Here is a 25,730-nt window from a genome sequence, read left to right as displayed (position 1 = left end):
GCGGCGGGGGCGCCCCTTCCGAGCGCCACGGCTGGTCGGGGCGGTCGCGCGGGGGTACGGATGTGGGCACGTGCTCTCCTCAGGGCCGGTACGCGCCATTATTGGAGACCCGTATAGAGAAGGCATTCCGGGCGGGTCCGACGGGTCGCCCGCACGCGAAGGGGCGCCCCCCGGACCGGCCGGAGGGCGCCCCACGCACAGGACCGCGAGCGGTCAGCCCATGAACTTCTTGAACTCGTCGGGCAGCTCGAAGTTCTTCTGCTCCTCGGCGGACGGGAGCCCGAGCGCGCCGCCCTGCGCCTTGCGCTCGGCGGCCGCGGCCTCCTCGGCCTTGCGCTTCATGGGGTTGCCGCTCTTGCGCTTGCCCTTGGCCTGCTTGATCTGCTTCTTCTGCCGGCCGGGGCCGCCGCCCATGCCCGGCATCCCGGGCATCCCCGGCATGCCGCCGCCCTGGGCCATCCGGGACATCATCTTGCGGGCGTCGAAGAACCGCTCGACCAGGTTCTTCACCGCGCTGACCTCTACGCCGGAACCCTTGGCGATACGGGCGCGGCGCGAGCCGTTGATGATGGTCGGGTCGTGGCGCTCACCCGGGGTCATCGACTTGATGATGGCCGCGGTGCGGTCCACGTCCCGCTCGTCGATGTTGTTGATCTGGTCCTTGATCTGCCCCATGCCGGGCAGCATGCCGAGCAGCTTGGAGATGGAGCCCATCTTGCGGACCTGCTCCATCTGGGCCAGGAAGTCGTCGAGCGTGAAGTCCTTGCCCTTGCTGGACGCCAGCTTGGAGGCCATCTTCTCGGCCTCGGCCTGGCTGAACGTCTTCTCCGCCTGCTCGATCAGGGTGAGCAGGTCACCCATGTCGAGGATGCGGGACGCCATCCGGTCCGGGTGGAAGGCGTCGAAGTCCTCCAGCTTCTCGCCGTTGGAGGCGAACATGATCTGCTTGCCGGTGACGTGGGCGATCGAGAGCGCCGCGCCGCCGCGGGCGTCGCCGTCGAGCTTGGAGAGCACCACGCCGTCGAAGCCGACGCCGTCGCGGAAGGCCTCGGCGGTGTTCACCGCGTCCTGACCGATCATCGCGTCGACGACGAAGAGGACCTCGTCGGGGCTGACGGCGTCGCGGATGTCCGCGGCCTGCTGCATCAGCTCCTGGTCGATGCCGAGGCGGCCGGCGGTGTCGACCACGACCACGTCGTACTGCTTGGACCGGGCGAACTCGATGGAGTCCTGCGCCACCTTGACCGGGTCGCCGACGCCGTTGCCCGGCTCCGGCGCGTAGACCGCGACGCCCGCGCGCTCGGCGACGACGCTCAGCTGGTTGACGGCGTTGGGGCGCTGGAGGTCACAGGCCACCAGGAGCGGGGAGTGGCCCTGGCCCTTGAGCCACTTGCCGAGCTTTCCGGCGAGGGTGGTCTTACCGGCACCCTGGAGGCCCGCGAGCATGATCACGGTGGGCGCGGTCTTGGCGAACCGCAGGCGCCGGGTCTCGCCGCCGAGGATGCCGATGAGCTCCTCGTTGACGATCTTGATGACCTGCTGGGCCGGGTTGAGGGCCTGGGAGACCTCGATGCCGGACGCGCGCTCCTTGACCTGCTTGATGAAGGCGCGGACTACGGGAAGCGCGACGTCGGCTTCCAGGAGCGCGATGCGGATCTCGCGCGCCGTGGCGTCGATGTCCGCCTCGCTCAAGCGTCCTTTGCCCCGGAGGTTCTTGAACGTCGCACTCAGGCGGTCGGAAAGGGTATCGAACACGGTGGTCGCGGGTCCTCGGCTCGTGGGGCGGGCGGGTGAACGTCCCCCAGGGTATCCCGGGCGGCGGAGGTGCGCGGGGGTGCCTGTGGCGGGCCGCTCCGCTACTCGGCTCCGGGTGCGGCCGCGAGGAGCGCCTGAAGTCTCTGGGCCACCCCCGCCGCCTCGCCCGGTGTCAGCGTCGCTCCCTTCGCGTCCGTCACATAGAAGGCGTCCACGGCGTTCGACCCCAGTGTCGACACGTGTGCGGACCGCACCCGTACCTTCGCCCCCTCCAGCGCGTGGCCGATGCGGTGCAGGAGGCCGGGGGCGTCCTGGGTGCGCACCTCGATGACGGTGGCGTGCCGGGAGGCGGAGGGGGCCACCGTCACGCGGGGCGGGGGCGCCGGGACGCCGCGGCGGCGCGGGTAGGCCGCCTCGCGCTCGGCGAGGCGGCCCTCGATGTCGAGGGACCCTTCGAGCGCCCGCGCCAGGTCGGCCCGCAGCCGGGCCGCCTGCGGCAGCGAGCCGTACTCCGCGGCCACCCGCCAGTCCAGCAGGAGCACCGAGCCGCCGACCGGTTCGGGCAGTTCGACCGCGCGCAGCTCGGCGGCGCGCACGGTGAGGCGGTGCAGGGCGAGGACCCCGGCCGTCACCGGGAGGACGCCCGGCTGGTCCGGGACGGCGACGAGCAGCTCCACCCCGAGGGGTTCCTGCTCCGCGGCCACCTCGGCACCCTCGGCCCGGGTGCGCAGGGCGAGGACGGGCCCGCCGGTGCGGTGGGCCTCCACGGCGAGGCGTTCCTGTTCGGCGGTGATCGCAGCGGGCTCGGGGTCGACGGGCTGTCCGGCGAGGACCGCCGAGGCCCGGCCGACCAGGTCCGCCACGAGCGAGCCGCGCCAGGAGGACCAGGCGGCGGGCCCGGTGGCCAGCGCGTCGGCCTCGGTGAGGGCGTGCAGCAGCTCCAGGGTGCCCGTCGAGCCGACCGCCTCGGCGACCGCGCGGACGGTCACCGGGTCGTCGAGGTCACGCCGGGTCGCGGTCTCGATGAGCAGCAGGTGATGGCGTACGAGGGTGGCGATCACGGCCACGTCGGCGGCGTCGAAGCCGATCCGCGCGGCGACGTCGCGGGCGATGGTCTCGCCTGCCACCGAGTGGTCGCCGGGCCAGCCCTTGCCGATGTCGTGCAGGAGGGCGGCGACCAGGAGCAGGTCGGGGCGGTGCACCCGGCGGGTCAGGTGCGCGGCGCGGACGGCGGTCTCCACGAGATGGCGGTCCACGGTCCAGGTGTGCACGGCGTTGCGCTGCGGCCGGCAGCGCACCCGCTCCCAGTCGGGCAGCAGCCGGGTGATGAGGCCCTCCGCTTCGAGGGCCTCCCAGACGGGGACGGTGGACTCCCCCGCGCCGAGCAGCGTGACGAGCTGCTCGCGGGCCTCGGCCGGCCAGGGCGTGGGCAGCGGCCGGGCGACGGCCGCGAGGCGGCGTACGGCGTGCAGGGAGATGGGCAGGCCCGACTGGGCGGCCGCGGCGGCGGCGCGCAGCGGCAGCACGGGGTCCTTCTCGGGGCGGGCGGTCAGTGCGAGCACCACCTCGCCGTCCTGTTCGACGACGCCCTCGGCGAGCGGGGTCCGCTCGGGCGCGCCGGTGCGGCCGCCGAAGAGGCGGCTCAGCCGGGGGCGGGCGGAGCGGGCCCGCAGCACCCGGCCGACCTCGCGCCAGGTGACGTCGCCCGCGTAGGAGATGACGCGGGCCGCCTCCGAGACCTGACGCAACATCACATCGGCGTCCAGGAGCCCCAGTTCGGCCGCGACGGCGTCCTGTTCCTGGAGCGCGAGGCGGTCGGTGGCGCGCCCGGTGCACAGGTGGAGCGCGTCGCGTACGTCCAGGAGGCGGCGCCGGGCCTCGGCGAGGCCCTCGCGGGGGGCGTCGGCGAGCCAGGACGCGGCGACCGCGCGCAGGGCGGTCGCGTCCCGCAGGCCGCCCCGGGCCTCCTTGAGGTCGCCTTCGAGCAGGTACTGCAACTCGCCCTGGCGCTGGGCCCGTTCGCGGCACAGCTCGCCGAGTTCGGGCAGCCGCCCAGGGGCGGTGTTGCGCCAGTCGGCGAGCACCGCGGTGCGCAGCTCGGAGGTCAGGGAGAGGTCGCCCGCGACGTGGCGGGCGTCCAGGAGGCCGAGCTGCACCTTGAGGTCCTCGCCCGCGGTCCTGCGGGCCTGGGCCGGGGTGCGCACGGAGTGGTCCAGGGCGAGGCCGAGGTCCCACACCGGGTACCAGATCCGGTCGGCGAGCAGGGCCAGCGCCCCCGCGTCGGCCCGTCCGTCGTGCAGGAGCAGCAGGTCCAGGTCGCTGCGCGGGGAGAGTTCGCCGCGCCCGTAGCCGCCGACCGCGACCAGGGACGCGCCGCTCACCCCGGCCTCCTGGCCGGCCGCGGTGAACAGCGCGGCCAGCCAGTGGTCGGTCAGGTCGGACAGGGCCGCACGGCGCGGCGGCCCGCCCTGCCCCTTCTCGGTGAGAAGGCGCAGCCGGGCCGCCGCGTAGCCGCCGGGCTCCGAGTCGCCGTCGTTGGACCCGTAACTCACTTCAACGCTCGTCACCCAGCAGCTCCTTGGCCGTGTCTACAGTGCGTCGGGCCCGCGCTCGCCCGTGCGGACGCGGACGGCGGTCTCGACCGGCACGCTCCACACCTTGCCGTCGCCGATCTTTCCGGTGCGGGCCGCCTTGACGACGACCTCGATGAGCTCCTCGGCGTCGGCGTCGTCGACCAGGACCTCTATGCGGATCTTGGGTACGAGGTCGACGGTGTACTCGGCGCCGCGGTAGACCTCGGTGTGGCCGCGCTGGCGGCCGTATCCGCTGGCCTCGGTGACGGTCAGCCCGTGGACGCCGAAGGCCTGGAGGGCCTGCTTGATCTCGTCGAGCCGGTGCGGCTTGACGACCGCGGTGATGAGCCTCATGCGTCCACCTTCTTGTTCGCTGCTGCCTCGGCCGGGACCGGCACGCTCGTGCGGGAGGCGGTGCCGCCGCCCGCGCCGCTGAAGTCGTACGCCGTCTCGGCGTGCTCGACCTGGTCGATGCCGGAGATCTCGTCGTCCTCGGGGACCCGCATGCCGATCGTCTTGTCGAGCAGGAGGGCGAGGACCGCCGAGACCACCAGCGAGTAGCCGAGGACCGCGCCGACACCGATGGCCTGCTTGCCGAGCTGGTCCAGGCCGCCTCCGTAGAAGAGGCCCTTGGCGGTGGACTGTACGCCGCCGGTGGCGAAGAGGCCGACGAGCAGCGAGCCGGTGATGCCGCCCACCATGTGGACGCCGACGACGTCGAGGGAGTCGTCGAACCCGAAGCGGTACTTGAGGCCGACGGCCATGGCGCACAGGACGCCCGCGATGGCGCCGACCGCGATCGCGCCGAGCGGGCTGACGCAGCCGCCGGACGGGGTGATGGCGACGAGGCCCGCGACCGCGCCGGACGCGGCGCCCAGGGTGGTGAAGGAGCCGTGGCGGAGCTTCTCGTAGAGGAGCCAGGCGAGCATGGCCGCGGCCGTGGCGACCTGGGTGTTGACGAACATGACGGCGCCCACGCCGTCGTCGTTGCCGAGCCAGGAGCCCGCGTTGAAGCCGAACCAGCCGAACCACAGCAGGCCCGCGCCGAGCATGACGAGCGGCAGGCTGTGCGGGCGCATCGGGTCCTTTTTGAAGCCGACGCGCTTGCCGATGACCAGGATGACGCCGAGGGCGGCCGCGCCCGCGTTGATGTGCACGGCCGTGCCGCCGGCGAAGTCGATGACGCCCTTCTTGAAGAGCCAGCCGTCCGAGGCCCACACCCAGTGCGCGACCGGGAAGTAGACGACGGTGACCCACAGGGCGGTGAACAGCGACCAGGCGGTGAACTTGACGCGGTCGGCCAGGGCGCCGCTGATGAGCGCGGGCGTGATGACCGCGAACATCAGCTGGAAGACGGCGAAGACATAGATCGGGATGGAGTATCCGGGCCAGAGCTGGACCAGGCCGATGCCGCTGAGCCCGAAGTAGTCCTTGGACCAGCCGATGAAGCCGTTGCTCTCACCGAAGGCCAGGCTGAACCCGTAGAGCACCCACAGGATGGTGACGATGCCGAGGCTGATGAAGCTCATCATCAGCATGTTCAGGGTGCTCTTGACGCGGACCATGCCTCCGTAGAAGAAGGCGAGTCCGGGCGTCATGATCATCACCAGCGCTGAGCAGATCAGCATGAATCCGGTGTTGGCGCTGGACAGCTGCGGAGCGTCAGCTGCGAGCGTGATGCCTGGAGGCATCGGCGTCTCCTCGTCGTCGGTACGGCCCGTGCGGGGGCGTTACTCGGGCGGGAACTGGCTGGAGGCCGGTTATGCGCCATGAGGTTGTCCCAGCGCGGTTTCCGTCGATGCCGCTCGATGTTTCGCCGCAGTGACGAAGGGGGCGGGCGTGTTACGCGCCAGTGAACTGACGGATCGGAGGAGGGGTCGGCGGCTACCATCCGCGTACGTCCACGCACGCCGGACCGGCCGCGACGCCACCCGCTTGACCTGGCGTGGGGGGGCCGAGTCGGGCTGAACGGGGTGGGTGTCGCGGCCGGAGTCCTGTATGCCGTCGCCCGGGCGGGCAAGGGGCGGTGCCTCAGACGGCCTCGGCCGTCTCGGGCAGTTCCCTGCTGAGCAGGTCCGTCATCTGGACCACCTCGCCGACGTCCGAGAAGTCGCGGGCGGCGGTGTCGACGGTCTTGCGCAGCCGGGTGTTGACCCGCTCGGAGCGGACCCGCTTGGCGACCCGCAGGGCCTGCTCGGCCAGCACGGTCGACTGCTCGGGCTCCCGCTTGAGCAGGTGGACGGTGGCCATGCCGATCAGGTTGAGGGCGTAGGAGCGCTGGTGCTCCTCGTCCTTGCCGAACAGGGCGACGGCCTTCTCCATGACGGGCTCGGCGAGCGAGGCGTAGGTGGGGCTGCGGCCGGCCACATAGGCGAGGTCGCGGTAGGAGTGGGCGTTCTCGCCGTTGAGCTCCGCCTCGGAGAAGAAGCGGATCCAGTCGGGCTCCGGCTCGCCGTCGAGACCGGCGTCGCCGAAGGTCTCCTCGGCCATGCGGACGGCCCGCTTGGTCTTGCTGGGCTGGCCCATGTTGGCGTAGGCGCGGGCCTCCATCGCATACAGCATGGCCTGGGTGCGGGCGGTGGCGCAGTCGCGGCTGCCGTACTGGGCGAGGTGGATCAGTTCCAGGGCGTCGTCGGGCCGGCCGAGGTGGATCATCTGGCGGCTCATGGAGGACAGGATGTACGAGCCGAGGGGCTTGTCGCCCGCCTCCTTCGAGGCGTGCAGGGCGAGCACGAAGTACTTCTGGGCGGTGGGCTGGAGGCCCACGTCGTAGCTCATCCAGCCGGCCAGCTCAGCGAGTTCGGCCGCGCACCTGAAGAGGCGTTTGGCGGTGGCCACGGGCTGCGGCTCCTGGAGGAGGTCGGTGACCTCGTGCAGCTGGCCGACCACGGCCTTGCGGCGCAGGCCGCCGCCGCACTGGGCGTCCCACTGGCGGAACATCGCGGTGGTGGACTCGAGCAGCTCCAGCTCGGGCCGGGACAGCCGGGAGGGGCGCCGGGCGGTCGCCGCGGTCTCCTGGGGACCGCTCTCGCCCGAGAGCGAGGGCACCAGCCAGCGCTGCATGGGCTCGATGAGGGAGGGCCCCGCGGCCAGCATCAGCGAGGTGCCGAGGAAGCCGCGCCGGGCGAGCATGAGGTCGCTGCGGGAGAACTCGCTGAGCAGCGACACGGTCTGGGGCCCGGCCCAGGGCAGGTCGACGCCGGACACCGATGGCGACTGGTGGGCCTGGCGCAGCCCGAGGTCCTCGACGGCGACGACGCTGCCGAACCGCTCGGAGAACAGCTCCGAGAGGATCCGGGGAATGGGCTCGCGGGGCATCTCGCCGTCGAGCCAGCGCCGCACCCGGGAGGTGTCGGTGCTGATGTGGTGCGCGCCCATCTGGCGCGCCCGCCGGTTCACCTGGCGCGCCAGCTCACCCTTCGACCAGCCGCTCCGTACAAACCACGAACTCAGCTGCTCGTTGGGGCGCTTGCCGGCGCTCGTACCGCTAGCCCCACTGCCGCCCACTGGAACGCCCCCAATCCACTGAAGCCTCTTGTGCGTCGGTTGTGCATCGATTGCTCGAACCCCTATCAGAATGCCGCTAGTTGGGCCTCCTGTCCCGCGGTTGCACCCGCTCGAACCGGAAACCGGCTTGCCTCCGGCATACCCGCGGGTGCGTATACCCCCTAGGTCCGTGTACCGACGGTAATCCTACGATCACCCGTCCGGCCATGGCGATTCCAGAAACGCCACCATTCGCCACCCCTTCGAATGAACTCCCCCGCCGCCAGGCGCGATTCACTTGACACAGGACGATCAGCGTCGGGTGGAGCGGAGTGAGCCGGGGCGCGCGGCGCTCGACGCACCACCCCTTTCACGACCGTGTCCGACCTGGCGGAGACGGTGTGTGACGGGAAAACTCCGGATAGTCACGACTATGTCACTGGCGTCGTAACCCCGACGCGACAGACCCGTTGGAGGGGGCATGGGCTTCACGATCGGCGGCAGCCGGGGGATCAAGGAGACCCGGCCCGGCTCTTGGCGCCGCGGCCGCTCCGCGCGCATCACCCGTACGAGCGAGGTCACGGCGGCGGCCGAGTACACCGGCCTGTGGGGCTGGGACGTCTCACCGGGCGCCCGCGCCCTGAACGGCGAGTGCTCCTGCGGCAGTTCGTCCTGTGCGGCGCCGGGCGCGCACCCGCTCGCCTTCGCCCCGGAGATCACCGCGGGCGCGACGCTCGACGAGGTGACCAAGGCGTGGTCGCAGTGCCCGGGCGCGACGGTGCTGCTGCCGGTCGGGCGGACCTTCGACGTGCTGGACGTGGCGGCCCCGGCCGGGCGGCGGGCCCTAATTCGGCTGGAGCGGATGGGTCTTCCGCTGGGCCCGGTGTCGACCACGCCGGCCGGCCGCACCCACTTCTTCGTCGCCCCGGGCGCCTCGGCCGAACTGCCGCGGCTGCTCTACCGGATGGGCTGGGACGACGCCGTCCTGGACCTGCGCTGCCCGCCGCGGGGCAGCTATGTGCCGGCGCCGCCGTCGGGCGAGGTGCACTGGCTGCGCCCGCCGTCCCTGGACACGGCGACCCGGCCGCCCGAGGCCCGGCTGCTCCTGGGCACGCTGGCCTACATCTGCCACCGCTCGGCCGCCTAGCCGCCCGGCGGTCCGGGGACCCCGGACACGGCGACGCCCAGCCGCACCTCTCCGGTGGGGCTGGGCGTTCGTGTGCGGGGGCCGCTAGTCGCCGATGAGGGCGTCGACGAACGCCTCCGGCTCGAAGGGGGCCAGGTCGTCCGCGCCCTCGCCGAGGCCGACGAGCTTGACGGGCACGCCCAGTTCGCGCTGGACGGCGATGACGATGCCGCCCTTGGCGGTGCCGTCGAGCTTGGTCAGGACGATGCCGGTGATGTCGACGACCTCGGCGAACACCCGGGCCTGGACCAGGCCGTTCTGTCCGGTCGTGGCGTCGAGGACGAGCAGGACCTCGTCCAGCGGGCCGTGCTTCTCGACGACGCGCTTGACCTTGCCGAGCTCGTCCATGAGCCCGGTCTTGGTGTGCAGCCGGCCCGCGGTGTCGATGAGCACGACGTCCGCGCCCTCGGCGATGCCCTCCTTGACGGCGTCGAAGGCGATCGAGGCGGGGTCGCCGCCCTCGGGGCCGCGCACGGTGCGGGCACCCACGCGCTCGCCCCAGGTCTGGAGCTGGTCGGCCGCGGCGGCGCGGAAGGTGTCGGCGGCACCGAGGACGACGGACTTGCCGTCGGCGACCAGGACGCGGGCGAGTTTGCCGGTGGTGGTGGTCTTGCCGGTGCCGTTGACGCCGACGACCATCACGACACCGGGGACCGTCTCGCCGCCCTCGGTCCTGACCTCGCGGTCGAAGTCGGTGCCGAGCAGGGTGAGGAGCTCCTCGCGCAGCAGGGTGCGCAGGTCCTCCGGGGTGCGGGTGCCGAGCACCTTGACGCGCTCGCGGAGCCGGTCGACCAGCTCCTGGGTGGGTGCGACGCCGACGTCGGCGGTCAGCAGGGTGTCCTCGATCTCCTCCCAGGTGTCCTCGTCGAGGTGCTCGCGGGAGAGCAGCGTGAGCAGCCCCTTGCCGAGGGAGTTCTGCGAGCGGGCGAGGCGGGCCCGCAGCCGGACGAGCCGTCCGGCGGTCGGCTCGGGGACCTCGATGGCCGGGACCTCGGGGGCGGCCGGCTCCTCGACGACGACCGGCGTGGCGGGGGCCTCGGGGAGCCCGACCTCCTCGATGGTGCGGCGCGGCTCCTGCGCCGTCTCCGCGGCGTCCTCACCGACCTGAGGCTCGGCGGGCGGGGCTGTGATGGTCGGCGTGCTCGGCGGCGCGGTGGGCGGCAGCTGCTTCTTCTTGCGGCTGCTGACCACGAGCCCGCTGATCGCGCCGACCGCGACCAGGGCGATGACTACAGCAAGGATGACGAATTCCATAACTCCCCCAGTATCGGGTACGGGCCCACGAGGGCCCAGTTTGTGCCTTCGTCCGAGAACGGAAGGGAATTATGGGGCAGGTGTCAGATTAAAGTACGATAGAGGTGGGCGCATCAACGCGCGTAGAGTCCCCTTCGACTACCCCCACCGGCTCAGCGTCGAGCCGAGCGAGAGGCACGGAACTCCACCCCCATGAACACTGGCACCTCCGACGAACCGCAGAGCGCCCTGGAAACCCGCGGCCTTGAGCCCGTGCCGGACGCGGAGCGCACCGCGAGAACCCGCGAGCTCTTCCCCACCTGGGTCGCCGCGAACATCAGCGTGCTGCTGCTCACGATGGGCGCCAGCCTCGTCGTCGCGTACAAGCTCAACTTCTGGCAGGCGATCGTGGTCGCCGTGGCCGCGCCCGTCCTCTCGTACGGCCTGGTCGGGCTCATCGGGATCGCGGGCAAGCGCGGCGGCGCCCCCGGCATGGCGCTGTCGCGCGCGGTGTTCGGCCAGCGCGGCAACCTGCTGCCCGGTTCGCTGATCTGGGTGGCGCGCTGGGGCTGGGAGACCATCAACGCGGTGACCGGCGCCTACGCGGTGCTGACCGTGCTCGACATCCTCTTCGGGATCAAGAGCAACACCTTCCTGATCATCGTCACGCTCGCCGTCTTCGTGGTCATCACCTTCGCCATCTCGGGCCTCGGCATCCACGTCGTGCAGAAGTGCAACAAGTACGCGACGTTCCTGTTCGGCGCGTTCTCGGTCCTGGTGCTGGTCTACCTCGTCATGAACACCCACTGGTCCGCGGTCTTCGACCAGCCGGCCGGCAAGACCTCGCTGATGGTCGCGGGCACCGGCATGATCGCCGCCGGCGGCGTCAGCTGGATCCCGTCCGCCCCCGACTTCGCCCGCTACCTGCCGCGCACCGCCTCCGCGAAGGCGATCGTCGGCAACTCCATCGGCGGCGCCGGCATCGTGGTGCTCCCGATGGTCCTGATGGGTGCCGTCATGGCGGTCTCCACGCCGGACCTGGCCTCCGCCGCCGACCCGGTGTCCTTCCTCGGCGAGATCCTGCCGATGTGGATCGCGGTGCCCTACCTGCTGATCGCGCTGGTCGGCATGCTGCTGATCAACTCGATGTCGATGTACTCGGCGGGCTTCACCGCGCAGACCCTCGGCTTCAAGATCCCGCGGCACTGGGCGGTCTCCGTCAACGCGGTGATCTCGCTGGTCTTCGGCGGCGTCCTGATGCTGGTCGCCACCAGCTTCATGGGCTCGTTCATCGCCTTCCTCTCGCTGCTCGCCGTCGCGTTCTCGGCCTGGGTCGGCGTGTTCGGCGCGGACATGCTGCGGCGCACCGAGTACAACGCCAAGGCGCTGCTCGACACGGGCCGTACCAGCGCCTACTGGTACAGGGGCGGCTTCTCCCCCGCCGCCGTGGCCGCGTGGGCCATCGGCCTGGTCGGCGGCCTGATGTTCACCACGTCCGACTGGTTCACCGGCCCGCTGGCCGCCAACAACCCGGTCGGCGAGTACGGCCTGGGCTGGGTCGCCACCATCGTGATCTCCGGCCTGCTGTACGTCGTGCTGCCCAAGCCCGCCGTGGTGGCCGCGGAGCCGTCCGGGTCCGCCGACGCCGAGTCCGCCGAGACCCTGGCCGTCTGACGCATCGTCAGCTAACGTCCCCCTTCGCCCGGGGTTCCGCGGAACCCGCCCGGTGGAGGGGGACTTTTCCATGCCGTTCACGGTCGTACGCATGAACCTGGTGGACCCGGACGCGACCCGGCCGTCACTGTCGGCCCGCTACCGGGCGGCTCTGGAGATGGCGGCGTACGCCGACGACCGGGGCGTCGACACCGTCCAGACCGAGGAGCACCACGGCGCGGACAACAACTGGCTGCCGTCCCCCTTCACCTTCGCGGGGGCGGTCTTCGGCGCCACCCGCCGCATCGCGGTGACCGTCTCCGCGATCATCGGCCCGCTGTACGACCCGCTGCGGCTCGCGGAGGACATCGCGGTGCTCGACCTGGTCAGCGGCGGCCGCCTGGTGACCGTCTCGGGGATCGGCTACCGGCCCGCCGAGTACGAGCGGCAGGGCGTGGAGTGGGGCCGCCGCGGCCGACTCCAGGACGAGCTGCTCGACACGCTCCTGAAGGCGTGGACGGGCGAGGAGTTCACCTTCCGCGGGCGCCGGGTCCGGGTCACGCCGCGCCCGTTCACCGAGCCGCATCCGATGCTGCTCGTCGGCGGCTCCTCGCGGGCGGCCGCCGACCGGGCGGCCCGGTTCGGCCTGCCGTTCTTCCCGAGCGCGCACCTGCCGGAGCTGGAGGCGTACTACACCGAGAGGCTCGCCGCGTACGACACCGAGGGCTTCTGCAGGATGCCCGCGGAGCGGACGCCGCTGCTGCACGTCAGCGAGGACCCGGACCGCGCCTGGGCCGAGTACGGCGAGCACTTCCTGCACGAGGCGCGGACGTACGCGTCCTGGCAGTCCAAGGACATCCGCTCGGCGGTGAAGTCGTCGGCGGGCTCGGTGGCGGAGCTGCGCGCGGAGGGCGTCTACCGGATCGTCACACCCGAGGAGTGCGCATCCCTGGGCGCCGACAGCCTCGTGCTGCACCCGCTGTGCGGCGGCCTGCCGGTGGACGAGGGCTGGCGCAGCCTGCACCTGTTCTGCGAGCGGGTGCTGCCCGCCCTCTAGGCCCCTCGCGCGGCGGGGAGGAGCACACCGAACCGCCCCGGCTCGATCAGCGAGCCGGGGCGGTTGAGTGCGAGGAGCGGGGCAGCGGGGATTAGCCCATCTCCTCCAACGCCTTGCCCTTGGTCTCCTTGACGTACTTGAGCACGAAGGGGATCGAGAGCGCGGCGAAGACCGCGTAGATGATGTACGTGCCCGACAGGTTCCAGTCCGACAGGCTCGGGAAGCTGGCCGTGATGGCCCAGTTGGCGATCCACTGGGCGGCCGCGGCGACACCGAGGGCGGCGGCGCGGATCCTGTTCGGGAACATCTCGCCGAGGAAGACCCACACGACCACGCCCCAGGACAGGGCGAAGAAGAGCACGAAGACGTGGGCGGCGATCAGGGCCACGACGCCCTGGGTGTTGGGGAGCTTGCCGTCGACGAGGTGGGCGGAGAAGGCCCAGGCTTCGACGGCGAGCGCGGCCGCCATGCCGATGGAGCCGGTCAGCGCGAGCGGCTTGCGGCCGACCCGGTCGACCAGGACCATCGCGATCACGGTGCCGACGATGTTGATGATCGACGTGGTGAACGAGTAGAAGAACGAGCTCGACGGGTCGATGCCCACGGACTGCCACAGCGTCGAGGAGTAGTAGAACGCGACGTTGATGCCGACGAGCTGCTGGAAGACCGAGAGGCCGATGCCGACCCAGACGATGGGCAGGAAGCCCCACTTGGAGCCGAGCAGGTCCTTGAACGTCGACTTGTGCTCGGAGCGCATGGCGTGCTCGATCTCGGCGACGCGGGCGTCGAGGTCGACGTCCTTGCCCTCGACGTCGGCCAGGACCTTCTTGGCGGCGGCGTCGCGGCCGACCGAGATCAGGAAGCGGGGCGACTCGGGGATGGCGAAGGAGAGCAGGCCGTACAGGAGGGCCGGGATGACCATCACGCCGAGCATGACCTGCCAGGCCTCAAGCCCGATGATCTTGCCGCGCTGCTCGCCGCCCGCGGCGTTGAGGATGCCCCAGTTGACGAGCTGGGAGATCGCGATGCCGATGACGATCGCGGCCTGCTGGAAGGAGCCGAGCCGGCCCCGGTAGGCGGGCGGGGCGACCTCGGCGATGTAGGCGGGGCCGATGACCGAGGCCATGCCGATGGCGAAGCCGCCGATGATCCGCCAGAAGGCGAGGTCCCAGAGCGCGAAGGGCAGTGCGGAGCCGACGGCGCTGATGGTGAAGAGGACGGCCGCGATCTGCATGCAGCGGATGCGGCCGATGCGGTCGGCGATCCGGCCCGCGGTGGCGGCACCGATCGCGCAGCCGATCAGAGCGATGGCGATGACCTGGGCGAGCGTCCCCGAGCCGATGGAGTACCGGTCACGGATCGCCTCTACGGCGCCGTTGATCACGGAACTGTCGTAGCCGAAGAGGAAGCCGCCCATCGCGGCCGCCGCCGTGATGAAGATGACATGGCCGAGGTGGTCCGGGGCGGTGTGGCCGCCTCCGGACGCCTGCGCCTGCGCGGTACTGGTCACGTGTACTCCTGGGGCCGCCCGGCAGCGTCGTCGGGCGTGAGGGGACTCCTTCAAGTGGTGCACAACTTCTCGCCACCCACCACTTGAAGGTAAAAGCAACGTTGCAGAGACTATGCCTTCAAGTTTCGAAGTCAATACCTGTTCACTTGTGAATCTGCCGCCAGGACTTGCCACTCAGTGTTCAAGAGTTGAATAGGTGAGGTCAGCGGCCGGTGCCGCCGCCCATCGTCGTGGCCGCCTGGTTCAGCGCAGCCGCTGGCTGATGACCTTGGACACGCCGTCGCCCTGCATCGAGACGCCGTACAGCGCGTCGGCGACCTCCATGGTCCGCTTCTGGTGCGTGATCACGATGAGCTGTGAGGACTCCTGGAGCTCCTGCATGATCCGGATCAGCCGCTGGAGGTTGGTGTCGTCGAGGGCGGCCTCGACCTCGTCCATCACGTAGAAGGGACTGGGCCTGGCCTTGAAGATGGAGACGAGCAGCGCCACCGCCGTCAGCGAGCGCTCACCGCCCGAGAGCAGCGAGAGCCGCTTGACCTTCTTGCCCGGCGGACGCGCCTCCACATCGACTCCGGTGGCGAGCATGTTGCCGGGGTCGGTCAGGATCAGCCGCCCCTCGCCGCCCGGGAAGAGCCGCGAGAACACCCCCTCGAACTCCCTGGCCGTGTCGCGGTAGGCCTCGGTGAAGACCTGCTCCACCCGCTCGTCCACCTCCTTCACGACTTGAAGGAGGTCGGCCCGGGTCTTCTTGAGGTCCTCCAGCTGCTCGGACAGGAACTTGTGGCGCTCCTCCAGCGCGGCGAACTCCTCCAGGGCGAGCGGGTTGACCTTTCCCAGCTGCTGATACGCCCGTTCGGCTGCCTTGAGCCGCTTCTCCTGCTCGGCCCGCACGTAGGGGACCGGCTGGTTGCGCGGATGGTCCGGGTCATCCGGCAGCTCCTCTCCCTCGGCGGGCGGCGAGGGAGCCACCGGCTGGTCGGGGCCGTACTCCGCCACGAGCCCCGCCGGCTCGACTCCCAGCTCCTCCAGCGCCCTGGTCTCCAGCTGCTCGATCCGCAGCCGCTTCTCTGCTCCCAGTACCTCGCCGCGGTGAACCGAATCCGTGAGTTTGTCGAGTTCCGCCTTGAGGTCCCGCCCGGCGCCGCGCGCCGCGGTCAGCTCCTGCTCGCGCTCGGCCTTGGCGGCCTCGGCCCCGGCCCGCTCCCGCTCGGCCCGCACCAGCGACACCTCGACGTGGGCGAGCAGGGTGCGGGCGCCCGAGGCGACGGCCCCGGCGACGGCCGCCTCGTGACGCAGCCGGGCGCGCCGCTGCTCGGCGCGGGCCCGCGCCTCGCGTTCGGCCCGGGCCCCGCGGTCGAGCGCCTCGGCCCGCCCCGCGAGCGCCTTGACCCGCTCCTCGTGGGTACGGGCCTGGAGGCGGGCCTCCATCTCGGTCTGGCGGGCGTTGGCGCCGTCCGCCGCGAGCCGGTCGCGCACCGAGGTGTCGGGCTCCTCCTCGACCGGCATCTCCTCGGCGACGAGCAGCCGCTCGGCCAGCTCCTGCGCCTCCTCGGTCGCCTTCTCCAAAGCCTCCTGGGCGCGGGCCGCGGCGGCCGCGGTCCGCTCGGCCTCCCCGGCCGCCCCGCGCGCCTGTCCGGCGAGCCGGCCGAGCTGCTGGGCCACGGAGGACCGCGCCTTCTCGGCGGCCCGCCGCCGCTCCCCCAACTCCTCCACAGCGAGCGCCAGTTCGGCCCGGCGTCCGCTCGCCTCCTGCTGCACCCGAGCCAGTTCCTCGCACCGTACGGCCAGGTCGGCGAGCTCGGCGGCGGCTTCGTCGACGGACGCCTGGACCTCCAGGAGGCTGGGCGCTCCGGCCGATCCGCCGTGCGCGAAGTGGGCGCCGAGCACATCGCCCTCGGCGGTGACCGCGATCAACGCGGGCCGGGTGTAGACGAGGTCCTCGGCGTCCTCCAGGGTGGCGACCACCACGACGTCGCGCAGCAGCCGCCGTACGGCGGGCAGCAGGTCGGCGGGGCCACGGACCAGGTCGGCGGCGCGGGGCGGGCCGTCCCCGCGCGCGGGCCGCGCGTCCTCGTCCTCGGGGGCGCCGTTGAGGAGCAGGGCGGCGCGGCCGGCGTCCTGCTTGCGCAGCATCCGGATGGCTTCGGCGGCCGCCGAGGGGCCGCTCACCGCGACGGCGTCGGCGGCGGCGCCGAGGGCCGCGGCGACGGGCACCTCGTACCCCGGGGCCACGGTGAGCAGCTCGGCGGCCGGGCCGAGCAGCCCCGTCAGCGCGTCGCGGGCGGCGAGCAGCGCGCCCGTGCCGTCCTTGCGGCGCAGTCCCAGCGCGAGGGCGTCGTGCCGGGCGGAGACGGCGGCACGTTTCCGCTCGGCTGCGGTGGCCTCCTCGCGGGCGGCGCCCAGCGCGGTCTCGGCCGCGGCAAGCTCCCGCTTGGCCGCGTCGTGGGCCTCGGCGAGCTCGGTGTCGTCCGCCTCCAGGCCGTCCACCTCGGCCTTGAGCTGTTCGTACTCCTCCTGTGCGAGGGCCGCCCGCTCCCCCGCCTCGTCGCGCGCGGCGGCGAGCCGGTCGATCTCGGCCTGCGCGGAACCCGCCCTGCTCCGCGCCGCGTTGACCTGCCCGTGCAGCCGCGCCAGGCCCTCGCGCCGGTCGGCGATGGCGCGGGCCACGTCCTTCAAACGCCGTTCCTCGGCGGCGAGTTCCCGTTCGAGCTCGGCGCGGTGGGCGGCGGTGTCCTCCAGGGCGTGCTCGGCCGCTTCGAGGGCCGCCTCCAGCTCGGCCTCCTGCTCGCGGATCCGGGCGGCCTCGCGCTCCATGTCCTCGGGGTCGCGCCCGCGCCGCTCCTCGGGGGGCTGCGCGCTCGCGCTCTTGACCCGGGCGTCGGCGAGCGAGATCGTGCCGCGCACCCGCTCGGCCAGCTGGGACAGCTCGTACCAGGTCCCCTGCGCGCGCTGGAGCCGCGGCGACAACTGCCGCACCTGCTCCTCCAGTTGGGCCTCGCGGGCCAGCGCGGCCTTGAGGTCGGCCGCCGCGCTCTCCTTGCGGCGCAGCAGCTCGGCCTCGTCGGCGATCTCGGCGCTGAGCGCCTCCCGCATCCGTACGAGGTCGTCGGCGAGCAGCCGGAGCCGGGCGTCACGCAGGTCGGCCTGGATGACGGCGGCGCGGCGGGCGACCGCGGCCTGCCGGCCGAGCGGCTTGAGCTGGCGCCGCAGCTCGTCGGTGAGGTCCTGGACGCGGGCGAGGTTGGCCTTCATCGCGTCCAGCTTCCGCAGCGCCTTCTCCTTGCGCTTGCGGTGCTTGAGGACGCCCGCGGCCTCCTCGATGAACGCGCGCCGCCCCATCGGGTCGGCGTGCAGCACCGAGTCGAGCTGGCCCTGCCCGACGATGACGTGCATCTCGCGGCCGATGCCGGAGTCGGAGAGCAGTTCCTGGATGTCGAGCAGCCGGCAGGTGTCCCCGTTGATCTGGTATTCGCTGCCGCCGTTGCGGAACATGATCCGCGTGATGGTGACTTCGGCGTATTCGATGGGCAGCGCGCCGTCGGAATTGTCGATGGTGAGGGAGACTTCGGCACGGCCCAGCGGCGGACGGCCGGTGGTCCCGGCGAAGATGACGTCCTCCATCTTTCCGCCGCGCAGCGACTTGGCCCCCTGCTCGCCCATCACCCAGCTCAGCGCGTCCACGACATTGGACTTGCCGGAGCCGTTGGGGCCCACCACACAGGTGATGCCCGGCTCGAACTTCAGCGTGGTCGCGGAGGCGAAGGATTTGAATCCGCGCAGAGTGAGGGCCTTGAGGTGCACGCCGCCGGACTCTACCTTTCACTCTCGGTTTCGCCCAGGAAGGTGCAGGGCACATCAGACCGTAAGAGAAAGGCAGACCGGGCAGACCGGCGCGGACCGGCCCGGAAGAAAGAAAGAAGGGACGCCGAAGCGTCCCTTGCAATGCATTGCAGGTCTTGCGGATCTCTCGATCTCGACGAGAGGAACGGAAGCCTCTCTCACCCGACGATCAGGTGAGGGCGGGCTCCGCCTGCGGGACGTCGATGTCGATGCCTTCGAGCAGCGAATCTCCGCGGTGCGAAGCGGCGGCAGCCGACAGCACGTCGTTCTCGGACTGAATCCGGTTCAGCTCGGACTCGAGGTCCTGGACGCGCTGCTGGAGCCGTCGCATCTCGGCGAGGAGTCGCGGGTCGGAACCGCCGACGTAACCGAGAAGCGCCTTTGCCATGATGGATGGTCCTCCACACTGAGTGACCGACCGAAGCGGTGTGGGTCGTGAGGGAATCGCACCCGCGGTGCTTGGACTTTGACTGCGGTTCTTCATGCCAAACAGCTAAGGTGCGCGGGGCTTCCAGAGTCTCACCAAAAAGTTTGACGGTCAACACGATCACGCCCCGTATCCACCGGCAATCCGGGGGCCCGCGGCCGCGGAACGCGCGGCGGGGCCTTTCCTCGGAGCCCTGGGGGCGTGGAGATCATCCTTACTGCCGCAGCCTTGCACGCCGCGCGCGAGATGGCAACAGCCAGATCGTTCGAGGTCAGCGCGTGGTTGCGAGCCGGACGCGGGGTGTCACCGCGGTCGGCCGCCGCCGTCGGCGCAGCGACGCTCAGCGGATGGCGAAGGTGTCGTAGCCGCCGCGCGGTGTGTCCCAGATCTCGGTCACACCGTCGACGCGGCCCGGTGTGTCGTCGGAGCGAAGCCACTCCAGCAAACGGTGGCAATTCTCACGTGGCCCCTCGGCGACGACCTGGACGCGTCCGTCGTCCAGATTGAGGGCGAACCCGCTGAGGCCGCCGATCTCCAGAGCATTTGCCCTGGTGAACCAGCGGAAGCCGACTTGCTGCACTCGCCCGCGCACCCAGGCCGTCAGTCGAACAACTTCGTGCGCATCTTCGTTCATAGGTGCACGCTAACCGGCCAATTGCTCACGCAGCACTTCGCCCCCATGCGTCATGGCGTACAGTCGCGACGAAATGAGCCTCACCCGTATGGGTTAGTGCGCATTTGATCATTTCGGGCCGATCATGGCCCTCTCGGCAATGCGACCAGGCATTGCCCACGGCATTGAGGAAGGCACAGATGGGACGCCATCGTCGCTCCGCCGCCGACCCCGCGCCCGCAGACGTCGCGGCGGGTCAGGACGGCCGGTCCCCGGGCGGATCCCGCAGGAAGCGGGGGAGCGTGCCCGTGCGCATCGGGCTGCTCGGCGTCTCCGCCGCGGTGGCCGTGGGCGCCGTGGCCGTCGCCTCGGGCCTGCTGCCCGGTGGCGGCACGTACAAGGTGAGCGGCGACACCGCGGCCGATGGCCGGCTCCACGCGAGCGCCACGCCCAACGTGCAGGCGCAGGGCGGCGAGTCGGAGAAGCCCAGCAGTGCGGCGCCGACCCCCGCCGAGACGGCCAAGGCGGCGCACGCGCCGTCCACCGCCCCCTCCCCCAGCGCCTCGGCCACGCCGTCGGCACCCGCATCTGCGCCCGCGCCGCAGAAGAAGACCGAGGCCCCCGCCTCCGTCCCGCCGAAGCCGGCCGCCCCGTCGGGCACCCCGGCGGCCCGCGTCCCCGCGCAGCGCGTCCAGGCGCCCTCCGCCGAGGCCTCGGCCGCGGCCACCGTGATGTCCCTGGTCAACCAGCAGCGGGCGATGGCCGGTTGCACCCCGGTGAACGCCGACCCGGCGCTGGCCTCGCTCGCGACCGCGTTCAGCGACGACATGGCGGCCCGCGGCTTCTTCGACCACACCGACCCGGACGGCAGGACGCCGTGGGACCGGGCCGCGAAGGCGGGCGTCCAGGGCCTCGGCGGCGAGAACATCGCGCGCGGCCAGGCCGATGCCAAGGCCGTGATGGACGCCTGGATGAACAGCCCGGGCCACCGCGCGAACATCCTGAACTGCTCGTACAAGTCGCTGGGCGTCGGCGTGCACTTCGGCCCCGGCGGCCCCTGGTGGACCCAGGACTTCGGCTTCTGATCAAGCGCGCGACCGTACCTTCCGTACGGGCCGTCGCTCATGCGTAGGCGCGTGGACGGAATTCGTTCGTACGCGCATGAAAAGCCCCCGCCGTTGCGACGGCGGGGGCTTTTTCACAGGAGCGGAAGTGGATCACCGCGCGGGAATCGCCTGGAACTCCGGTCCGCCGCCATGAATCGATCAGGCGCTGAGGGCGGCCCTGCCCACGAGGAAGACGCGGGTGGTCTCGGCGACGCGGCGGCCGAGGCGCTCGGCGGTCGCTATGTCGGCCTTGTGGACGCCCTCGGGGCCCTGGTCGGTGTGGGTCTGGGCGGCGGCGCCCGAGGAGAAGCCGAGCCGGTTCAGGTCGTGCTCGGAGGCCGTGCTCGCGTTCCAGCCGGGCTTGAGGCCGAGGTTCACCCAGTGCATGCCGTGCTGGGCGGCCAGCGTCTGGAAGTACTGGAGGGTGTGGCCCTTGTCGCCGCTCTTGGAGCCCGAGTTGGTGAAGCCGGCGGCGATCTTGTCCCGCCAGGCGTCGGTGAACCAGCGCTTCGAGGTGGCCTCGGCGAACTGGTGGAAGGCGCCGGACGCGGTGCCCATGTAGGTGGGCGAGCCGAAGATCACGGCGTCGGAGGCGTCGAGCAGCTCCCACTCCGCCTCGGTGATGGCGTCCACGGCGATGACGTGGACGGTGGCCCCGGCCTCGGCGGCACCGGCGCGGACGGCTTCGGCGAGCACGGAGGTGTGGCCGTACCCGGAGTGGTAGGCGATCGAGACAACAGGAGTGGTCACGGCGGGGGATCCCCTCAGAACGTCAGAAGAACGACAGAACGGGCGCGACGGCCGACGGCCGGTTCCGCGGCGGCTGCCCGCCGCGGCGCTGCACACAGGTAAGCACTAACTTTTGGTTAGCGCAACCCATGCGTGTGCGCTGTGGAGGAGTAGCCTGTAGGCATGGACGAGATCACCACCGCCGCACCCACAGCGCCCTGCGACGGCACGGACCTGGCGTTCGACGTGTTCTCCAGGTCCTGTCCGTCCCGGCGCACGCTGGAGAACGTCACGGGACGCTGGGGCAGCCTCACCCTGGGCGCGCTGCGCGAGAGCAGCCTGCGCTTCAACGAGCTGCGCCGCCGGGTCGACGGCGTGAGCGAGAAGATGCTGTCCCAGACGCTGCACGCGCTGGAGCGGGACGGCCTCGTCCACCGCGAGGCCCAGCCCACCAACCCGCCGCGGGTCGACTACGAACTGACCCCGCTGGGGCGCGAGGTGGCCGACCGGCTGCTCTCACTCATCCACTTCGTGGAGGAGCGGATGCCGGCGGTGCTCGACGCGCGGCAGAGCTACGACGCGGCGCGCGGGACCCTCTGACACTTCGGGCAGAAGTAGCTGGAGCGGTTCATCCAGGCGCGCCTGCGCATCGCCGTTCCGCAGCGCCGGCACGGCTCGCCCTCGCGGCCGTACGCGTCCAGCGAGCGATCGAAGTAGCCGGACTCGCCGTTGACGTTGACGTAGAGGCTGTCGAAGCTGGTGCCGCCGACGGCGAGCGCCGCGTTCATGACGTCCCGTGCGTGGCCCAGGAGTTCGGCGGCCTTGGGGCGGTTGAGGGTCGCGGTGGGGCGGTCGTAGTGCAGCCGGGCGCGCCAGAGCGCCTCGTCGGCGTAGATGTTGCCGACCCCGCTGATGAGCGACTGATCGAGCAGGGCCCGTTTGACCGTGGTGCGCTTCAGGCGGAGCGCCACGAAGAAGGCCTCGTCGTCGAACTCGGGGTCCAGCGGGTCCCGGGCGATGTGCGCGATGACGTCGGGCAGCCCGTCGGGCGTGTTGTCGTGCAGCGAGAGCCCGCCGAAGGTCCGCTGGTCCACGAAGCGCAGCTCGGTGCCCGCCTCGTCCTGGAACCGCACCCGGATCCGCAGGTGCTTCTCGTCCGGGGCGTCCTCGGGCTGCACCAGCAGCTGCCCGCTCATGCCGAGGTGGCCGAGCACGGAGGCGTCCGTGTCCGCGAGCGGCAGCCACAGGTACTTTCCACGCCGCCGGGCGACCCCGATCCGGTGGCCCTTGAGCCGGGCCGCGAAGTCCTCGCCCCCGGCGAGGTGGCGGCGTACGGCGCGGGGATGCAGCACCTCGACGTCCGCCACGACGCGCCCGGCCACCCAGCGCTCGAGTCCACGCCGTACCACTTCGACTTCGGGCAGCTCAGGCATGGCCGCAGATTACCGCGTGCCCCTCGGCCGCTCGCAACGGGCCGGGTCCGGGCGGCCCCGGGGCGGGCGGGCATGCGAAACCCCCGCCCGGCACCGCGGGTGCTGGACGGGGGCTCGAAGGAAGGAGGGCCCTCAGGCCGCCGAACCGCCGGCGGCGGGGGTCGGCGACCCGCCATCGGTCGCGGCGGCGACGGGAGCTTCCGCCGCTGCCTTGGCCCGCTCGTCGGCGGCGGCCCGGATGGCCCGCCATGCCGACTCCGCGGCCTGCTGCTCCGCTTCCTTCTTGCTGCGGCCGGTGCCGGTGCCGTACGAGACACCACCGACGCGGGCGGCAGCAGTAAAGGTCTTCTCGTGGTCGGGCCCGGTTTCGGAGACCAGGTACTCGGGAACACCGAGCCCTTCGGCCGCCGTCAGCTCCTGGAGACTGGTCTTCCAGTCCAGGCCGGCCCCGAGGTTCGAGGACTTCTCGATCAGGGGGTCGAACAGCTTGTGGACGAGCGCGGACGCCGCCTCAAGACCCTGGTCGAGATAGACCGCACCGATCACCGCTTCAAGGGTGTCGGCGAGGATGGATGCCTTGTCCCGGCCGCCCGTGCCCTCTTCGCCCCGGCCGAGCCGGATGAAGGAGCCGAGTTCGAGCCCGCGGCCCACCTCCGCCAGCGCACGAGAGTTGACCACCGCGGCCCGGAGCTTGGCCAGTTGGCCTTCCGGAAGGTCGGGGTGGGTGCGGTACAGCGTGTCGGTGACGACCAGACCGAGCACCGAGTCCCCGAGGAACTCGAGCCGCTCATTCGTCGGCAGACCGCCGTTCTCGTACGCGTACGAACGGTGGGTGAGCGCACGCACCAGAAGGGCGGACTCGAGCTGATACCCGAGCCGCCCTTCCAGAAGCGTGTGGGACGAGGCCGTGTTGTTGTCCGCCTTTTTGGCGTTGGACTCAGACATCGGGCCTCTCACCAGCCGCTCAGACCTCGAGGACCTGGCGCTTGTTGTAGGTGCCGCAGCTCGGGCACGCGATGTGCTGGAGCTTCGGCTCATGGCAGCGCTCGCACGCAACCAGGGTGGGGACCGCAGCCTTCCACTGCGACCGGCGGTGGCGCGTGTTGCTGCGCGACATCTTCCGCTTCGGAACAGCCACGGCTACTTCTCCTGCTTCTCGGCGGCGTGCTGCGCGTCAGAGGCAGTGCCGCTCATGTTGTCCTTCTCGCCGTCCTGGATGGTCCCGGCGAGTCCCTGCAGTGCCGCCCAACGGATGTCGACGGCGTCATGGTGGTGGTCCGGGTCGTCTGCCAGGCTCGCTCCACATTCGGAACAGAGCCCGGGGCAGTCCTCCCGGCACACCGGCTGCATCGGCAGTGCGAGCACTACCGCGTCACGCAGCAAGGGCTCGAGGTCGAACATGCCGTCCTCGAGCGGAATCATGTCCTCGTCGTCCTCGGCATCGTCGTCCGCGGCTGCCTTGCGGCGGCCCCGGTCGTCGGTGTCGGGGTACGAGAACATTTCCTGGAAGTCCACTTCAACGTCCTGCTGAAGCGGCTCCAGACACCTTACGCACTCCCCCTCGGCCGATGCACGGGCGGTGCCTGTGACAAGCACCCCTTCCATGACCGACTCCAGACGGAGCTCGATGTCCACGGGCCTTCCCTCGGGCACGTGGATGACCTCGGGGATCCCGAGTTCCTTCGGGGCCTCCACGGTGCGGGAGAGCCGCTGGAGCGCACCGGGACGCCGTCCCAGCTCGTGTGTGTCGAACACGAGGGGATTGCGGTGGTCGAGGCGCGTGCTCAGGGCTCTTCCTGCTTTCGAGGTCGTGGAGTGGCTGCCACCGGCTTCGCGGAGCGAATCGGGCAGCTTGGATCGCGGACGTACGCGCGACCGAACAGCCAGGATACTGGACCGGCCGCCATAGGCCCAATCCGGTCCCGGTCCGCTCCGGTCCCGGCCGCTACGAGCGGTTCTGTCCGTGCCCCTGCTCATAGGCGCGCAGCTGATCCAGGTTGATCATGCTGGTGTCGAAGAGGCTGGTCTCATCGAGCGCGCTCTGCTGCTGGGGCTGCTGCTGCGGCGGCCCGCCGTAGTGCCCGGCGTCGGCCGCGCCCGCGTACTGCTGTTGGTTGGGGTCGTAGGCGTACGGGTCCTGCTGGCCGTATCCATACTGCGCGTACTGCTCCTGCTGCTGGGGCTGCTGATGCTGCTGGTACGCGTAAGGGTCCTGCTGGGGCTGCTGGTAGCCGTACGGGTCGTACGCCTGGGGCTGCTGCTGGGCGGGGATGTGCGGCTCGGCCGGGGCGTGGGCGGCGGCGTGGGCCGCGGCCGGGTCCGGATCGGCCAGCTCGGCGAGGCCGGCCAGGTAGTCGGCGTCGCTGGTGTGCTGGTGCAGGCCGCCCGCGGCGTCCTGGGCGGCCATGTGCGCGCCGAGCTCGTCGGAGGCGGTGTGGCCGTGCAGCTTGCGCCGGCCGCGGCCGACGGCTTCGAGGGTCTTGGCGAGCACGGCCTCGAAGGCGCCGAGCTTGGCGTCGACGTACTCGTCGGCCCGGTGGATCAGCGTCTGCGGGTCCGCGCTGTACTCGGGGGCGTCCTCGTCGGTGTTGCCCTGCTCGTCGAGGCCGGGGCCGCGGCCGAGCAGCTTCTCGCGGCCCCGGTCCACGGAGCCGATGGTCTTGGTGAGGACGACCTCGAAGTTGGCGAGCTTGGAGTCGACGTAGTCGTCGGCCTCGGCCCGGATCTCCTCGGCCTCCCTGCGGGCCTCCTCCAGGATCCGGTCCGCCTCGTCCTGGGACTGGCGGGCGACGGCGGTGTCGGAGATCAGGGTGCCGCGCTGGGCGTGCGCGGACTCGATGATCCGCTCGGCCTCCTGGCGGGCCTGCTCCACCATCTGCTCACGGCCGCCGATCAGCTCCTGGGCCTGGGCGAGCGAGCCGGGCAGGGCCTGGCGCACCTCTTCCAGCATGGCCAGGAGGTCGGCGCGGTTGACCACGCACGAGGCCGACATGGGCATGGACCGGGCGCTGCCGACCACCTCGACGATCTCGTCGAGCTTCTTCTGCACGTCCACCGGTGATCGCCACTCTTCTAACGGATTGGAGACGGACGGGACGACTGTAAGGCCAGTCGGCGCCCGCCCGACAC

At 71.4% G+C, this 25,730-nt stretch carries 21 protein-coding genes; 5 read left to right on the top strand and 16 right to left on the bottom strand.

What is annotated here, in order from left to right:
- Positions 1-213: 213 nt before the first annotated feature.
- The 5 genes from ffh to DT019_RS31705 form a co-directional block, all read right to left on the bottom strand.
- Entirely contained in the window at positions 214-1,755 is a 1,542-nt protein-coding gene (gene ffh, locus DT019_RS31725; RefSeq protein ID WP_114040421.1) for a signal recognition particle protein, read from the bottom strand.
- A 101-nt stretch (positions 1,756-1,856) separates the two neighbouring features.
- Positions 1,857-4,322, bottom strand: a complete 2,466-nt coding sequence (locus DT019_RS31720) for a [protein-PII] uridylyltransferase (protein WP_114040420.1) — start codon at positions 4,320-4,322, stop codon at positions 1,857-1,859.
- A gap of 21 nt (positions 4,323-4,343) precedes the next feature.
- On the bottom strand, positions 4,344-4,682 hold the full coding sequence (locus DT019_RS31715) for a P-II family nitrogen regulator (RefSeq protein WP_114040419.1): 339 nt from the start codon (positions 4,680-4,682) through the stop codon (positions 4,344-4,346).
- Positions 4,679-6,019 carry an ammonium transporter gene (locus DT019_RS31710; protein WP_114040418.1) on the bottom strand — a complete coding sequence of 447 codons (1,341 nt, stop codon included), beginning with the start codon at positions 6,017-6,019 and terminating at the stop codon, positions 4,679-4,681. The genes DT019_RS31715 and DT019_RS31710 overlap by 4 nt, the downstream gene beginning before the upstream one ends.
- 340 nt (positions 6,020-6,359) lie before the next feature.
- Entirely contained in the window at positions 6,360-7,835 is a 1,476-nt protein-coding gene (locus DT019_RS31705; RefSeq protein WP_114040417.1) for a hypothetical protein, read from the bottom strand.
- Between the two features lie 460 nt (positions 7,836-8,295).
- On the opposite strand from DT019_RS31705, the gene DT019_RS31700 reads away from it, so the two are divergent.
- Complete coding sequence (locus DT019_RS31700) at positions 8,296-8,961, top strand: bifunctional DNA primase/polymerase (RefSeq protein WP_114040416.1); 666 nt, start codon at positions 8,296-8,298, stop codon at positions 8,959-8,961.
- Between the two features lie 84 nt (positions 8,962-9,045).
- Here DT019_RS31700 and ftsY read toward each other — a convergent pair whose 3' ends face one another.
- Entirely contained in the window at positions 9,046-10,254 is a 1,209-nt protein-coding gene (gene ftsY, locus DT019_RS31695; protein WP_114040415.1) for a signal recognition particle-docking protein FtsY, read from the bottom strand.
- Between the two features lie 192 nt (positions 10,255-10,446).
- On the opposite strand from ftsY, the gene DT019_RS31690 reads away from it, so the two are divergent.
- Positions 10,447-11,907 (top strand): cytosine permease, encoded by a 1,461-nt coding sequence (locus DT019_RS31690; RefSeq protein ID WP_114040414.1) that lies wholly within the window; start codon positions 10,447-10,449, stop codon positions 11,905-11,907.
- A 70-nt stretch (positions 11,908-11,977) separates the two neighbouring features.
- Positions 11,978-12,943 carry an LLM class flavin-dependent oxidoreductase gene (locus DT019_RS31685; RefSeq protein WP_114040413.1) on the top strand — a complete coding sequence of 322 codons (966 nt, stop codon included), beginning with the start codon at positions 11,978-11,980 and terminating at the stop codon, positions 12,941-12,943.
- Positions 12,944-13,034: 91 nt separating this feature from the next.
- Here the strand turns inward: DT019_RS31685 and DT019_RS31680 are convergent, their stop codons facing one another.
- From DT019_RS31680 to DT019_RS31665, 4 genes are all read right to left on the bottom strand, one after another.
- Positions 13,035-14,453 (bottom strand): sugar porter family MFS transporter, encoded by a 1,419-nt coding sequence (locus DT019_RS31680; RefSeq protein ID WP_114040412.1) that lies wholly within the window; start codon positions 14,451-14,453, stop codon positions 13,035-13,037.
- Between the two features lie 243 nt (positions 14,454-14,696).
- Positions 14,697-18,254, bottom strand: a complete 3,558-nt coding sequence (smc, locus tag DT019_RS31675) for a chromosome segregation protein SMC (protein ID WP_114040411.1) — start codon at positions 18,252-18,254, stop codon at positions 14,697-14,699.
- A gap of 208 nt (positions 18,255-18,462) precedes the next feature.
- Positions 18,463-18,681, bottom strand: a complete 219-nt coding sequence (locus DT019_RS31670; protein ID WP_053727915.1) for a hypothetical protein — start codon at positions 18,679-18,681, stop codon at positions 18,463-18,465.
- Positions 18,682-19,060: 379 nt separating this feature from the next.
- A complete protein-coding gene (locus DT019_RS31665; RefSeq protein ID WP_114040410.1) occupies positions 19,061-19,354 on the bottom strand; it encodes an acylphosphatase in 294 nt (97 codons plus the stop codon).
- Between the two features lie 179 nt (positions 19,355-19,533).
- On the opposite strand from DT019_RS31665, the gene DT019_RS31660 reads away from it, so the two are divergent.
- Positions 19,534-20,418: a CAP domain-containing protein gene (locus DT019_RS31660; protein ID WP_114040409.1), complete on the top strand. Its 885-nt coding sequence runs from the start codon at positions 19,534-19,536 to the stop codon at positions 20,416-20,418.
- A gap of 180 nt (positions 20,419-20,598) precedes the next feature.
- On the opposite strand, the gene DT019_RS31655 is transcribed toward DT019_RS31660, so the two are convergent.
- Complete coding sequence (locus DT019_RS31655; RefSeq protein ID WP_114040408.1) at positions 20,599-21,189, bottom strand: flavodoxin family protein; 591 nt, start codon at positions 21,187-21,189, stop codon at positions 20,599-20,601.
- 162 nt (positions 21,190-21,351) lie between these two features.
- Here DT019_RS31655 and DT019_RS31650 point away from each other — a divergent pair, with 162 nt between their 5' ends.
- Positions 21,352-21,768: a winged helix-turn-helix transcriptional regulator gene (locus tag DT019_RS31650; protein WP_114040407.1), complete on the top strand. Its 417-nt coding sequence runs from the start codon at positions 21,352-21,354 to the stop codon at positions 21,766-21,768.
- On the opposite strand, the gene mutM is transcribed toward DT019_RS31650, so the two are convergent.
- From mutM to DT019_RS31625, 5 genes are all read right to left on the bottom strand, one after another.
- Complete coding sequence (gene mutM, locus DT019_RS31645) at positions 21,741-22,601, bottom strand: bifunctional DNA-formamidopyrimidine glycosylase/DNA-(apurinic or apyrimidinic site) lyase (protein ID WP_114040406.1); 861 nt, start codon at positions 22,599-22,601, stop codon at positions 21,741-21,743. The two genes, DT019_RS31650 and mutM, sit on opposite strands and share 28 nt — an antisense overlap.
- A gap of 132 nt (positions 22,602-22,733) precedes the next feature.
- The gene (rnc, locus tag DT019_RS31640; RefSeq protein ID WP_114040405.1) at positions 22,734-23,546 is read right to left on the bottom strand and encodes a ribonuclease III; all 813 of its coding nucleotides are present in this window, start codon (positions 23,544-23,546) and stop codon (positions 22,734-22,736) included.
- Positions 23,547-23,565: 19 nt separating this feature from the next.
- Complete coding sequence (gene rpmF / locus DT019_RS31635) at positions 23,566-23,739, bottom strand: 50S ribosomal protein L32 (RefSeq protein WP_007493396.1); 174 nt, start codon at positions 23,737-23,739, stop codon at positions 23,566-23,568.
- 2 nt (positions 23,740-23,741) lie between these two features.
- Positions 23,742-24,389, bottom strand: coding sequence for a YceD family protein (locus tag DT019_RS31630; RefSeq protein WP_189390097.1), 648 nt, complete (start codon positions 24,387-24,389; stop codon positions 23,742-23,744).
- A 157-nt stretch (positions 24,390-24,546) separates the two neighbouring features.
- On the bottom strand, positions 24,547-25,656 hold the full coding sequence (locus tag DT019_RS31625) for a cell division initiation protein (RefSeq protein WP_114040404.1): 1,110 nt from the start codon (positions 25,654-25,656) through the stop codon (positions 24,547-24,549).
- Positions 25,657-25,730: the final 74 nt, after the last annotated feature.

This window comes from Streptomyces sp. SDr-06 (assembly GCF_003324565.1).
In the GTDB taxonomy this organism is placed as follows: Bacteria; Actinomycetota; Actinomycetes; order Streptomycetales; family Streptomycetaceae; genus Streptomyces.
Note: the sequence above shows the minus strand (reverse complement) of the source record. Positions and strands in the feature narration are given on the sequence as shown.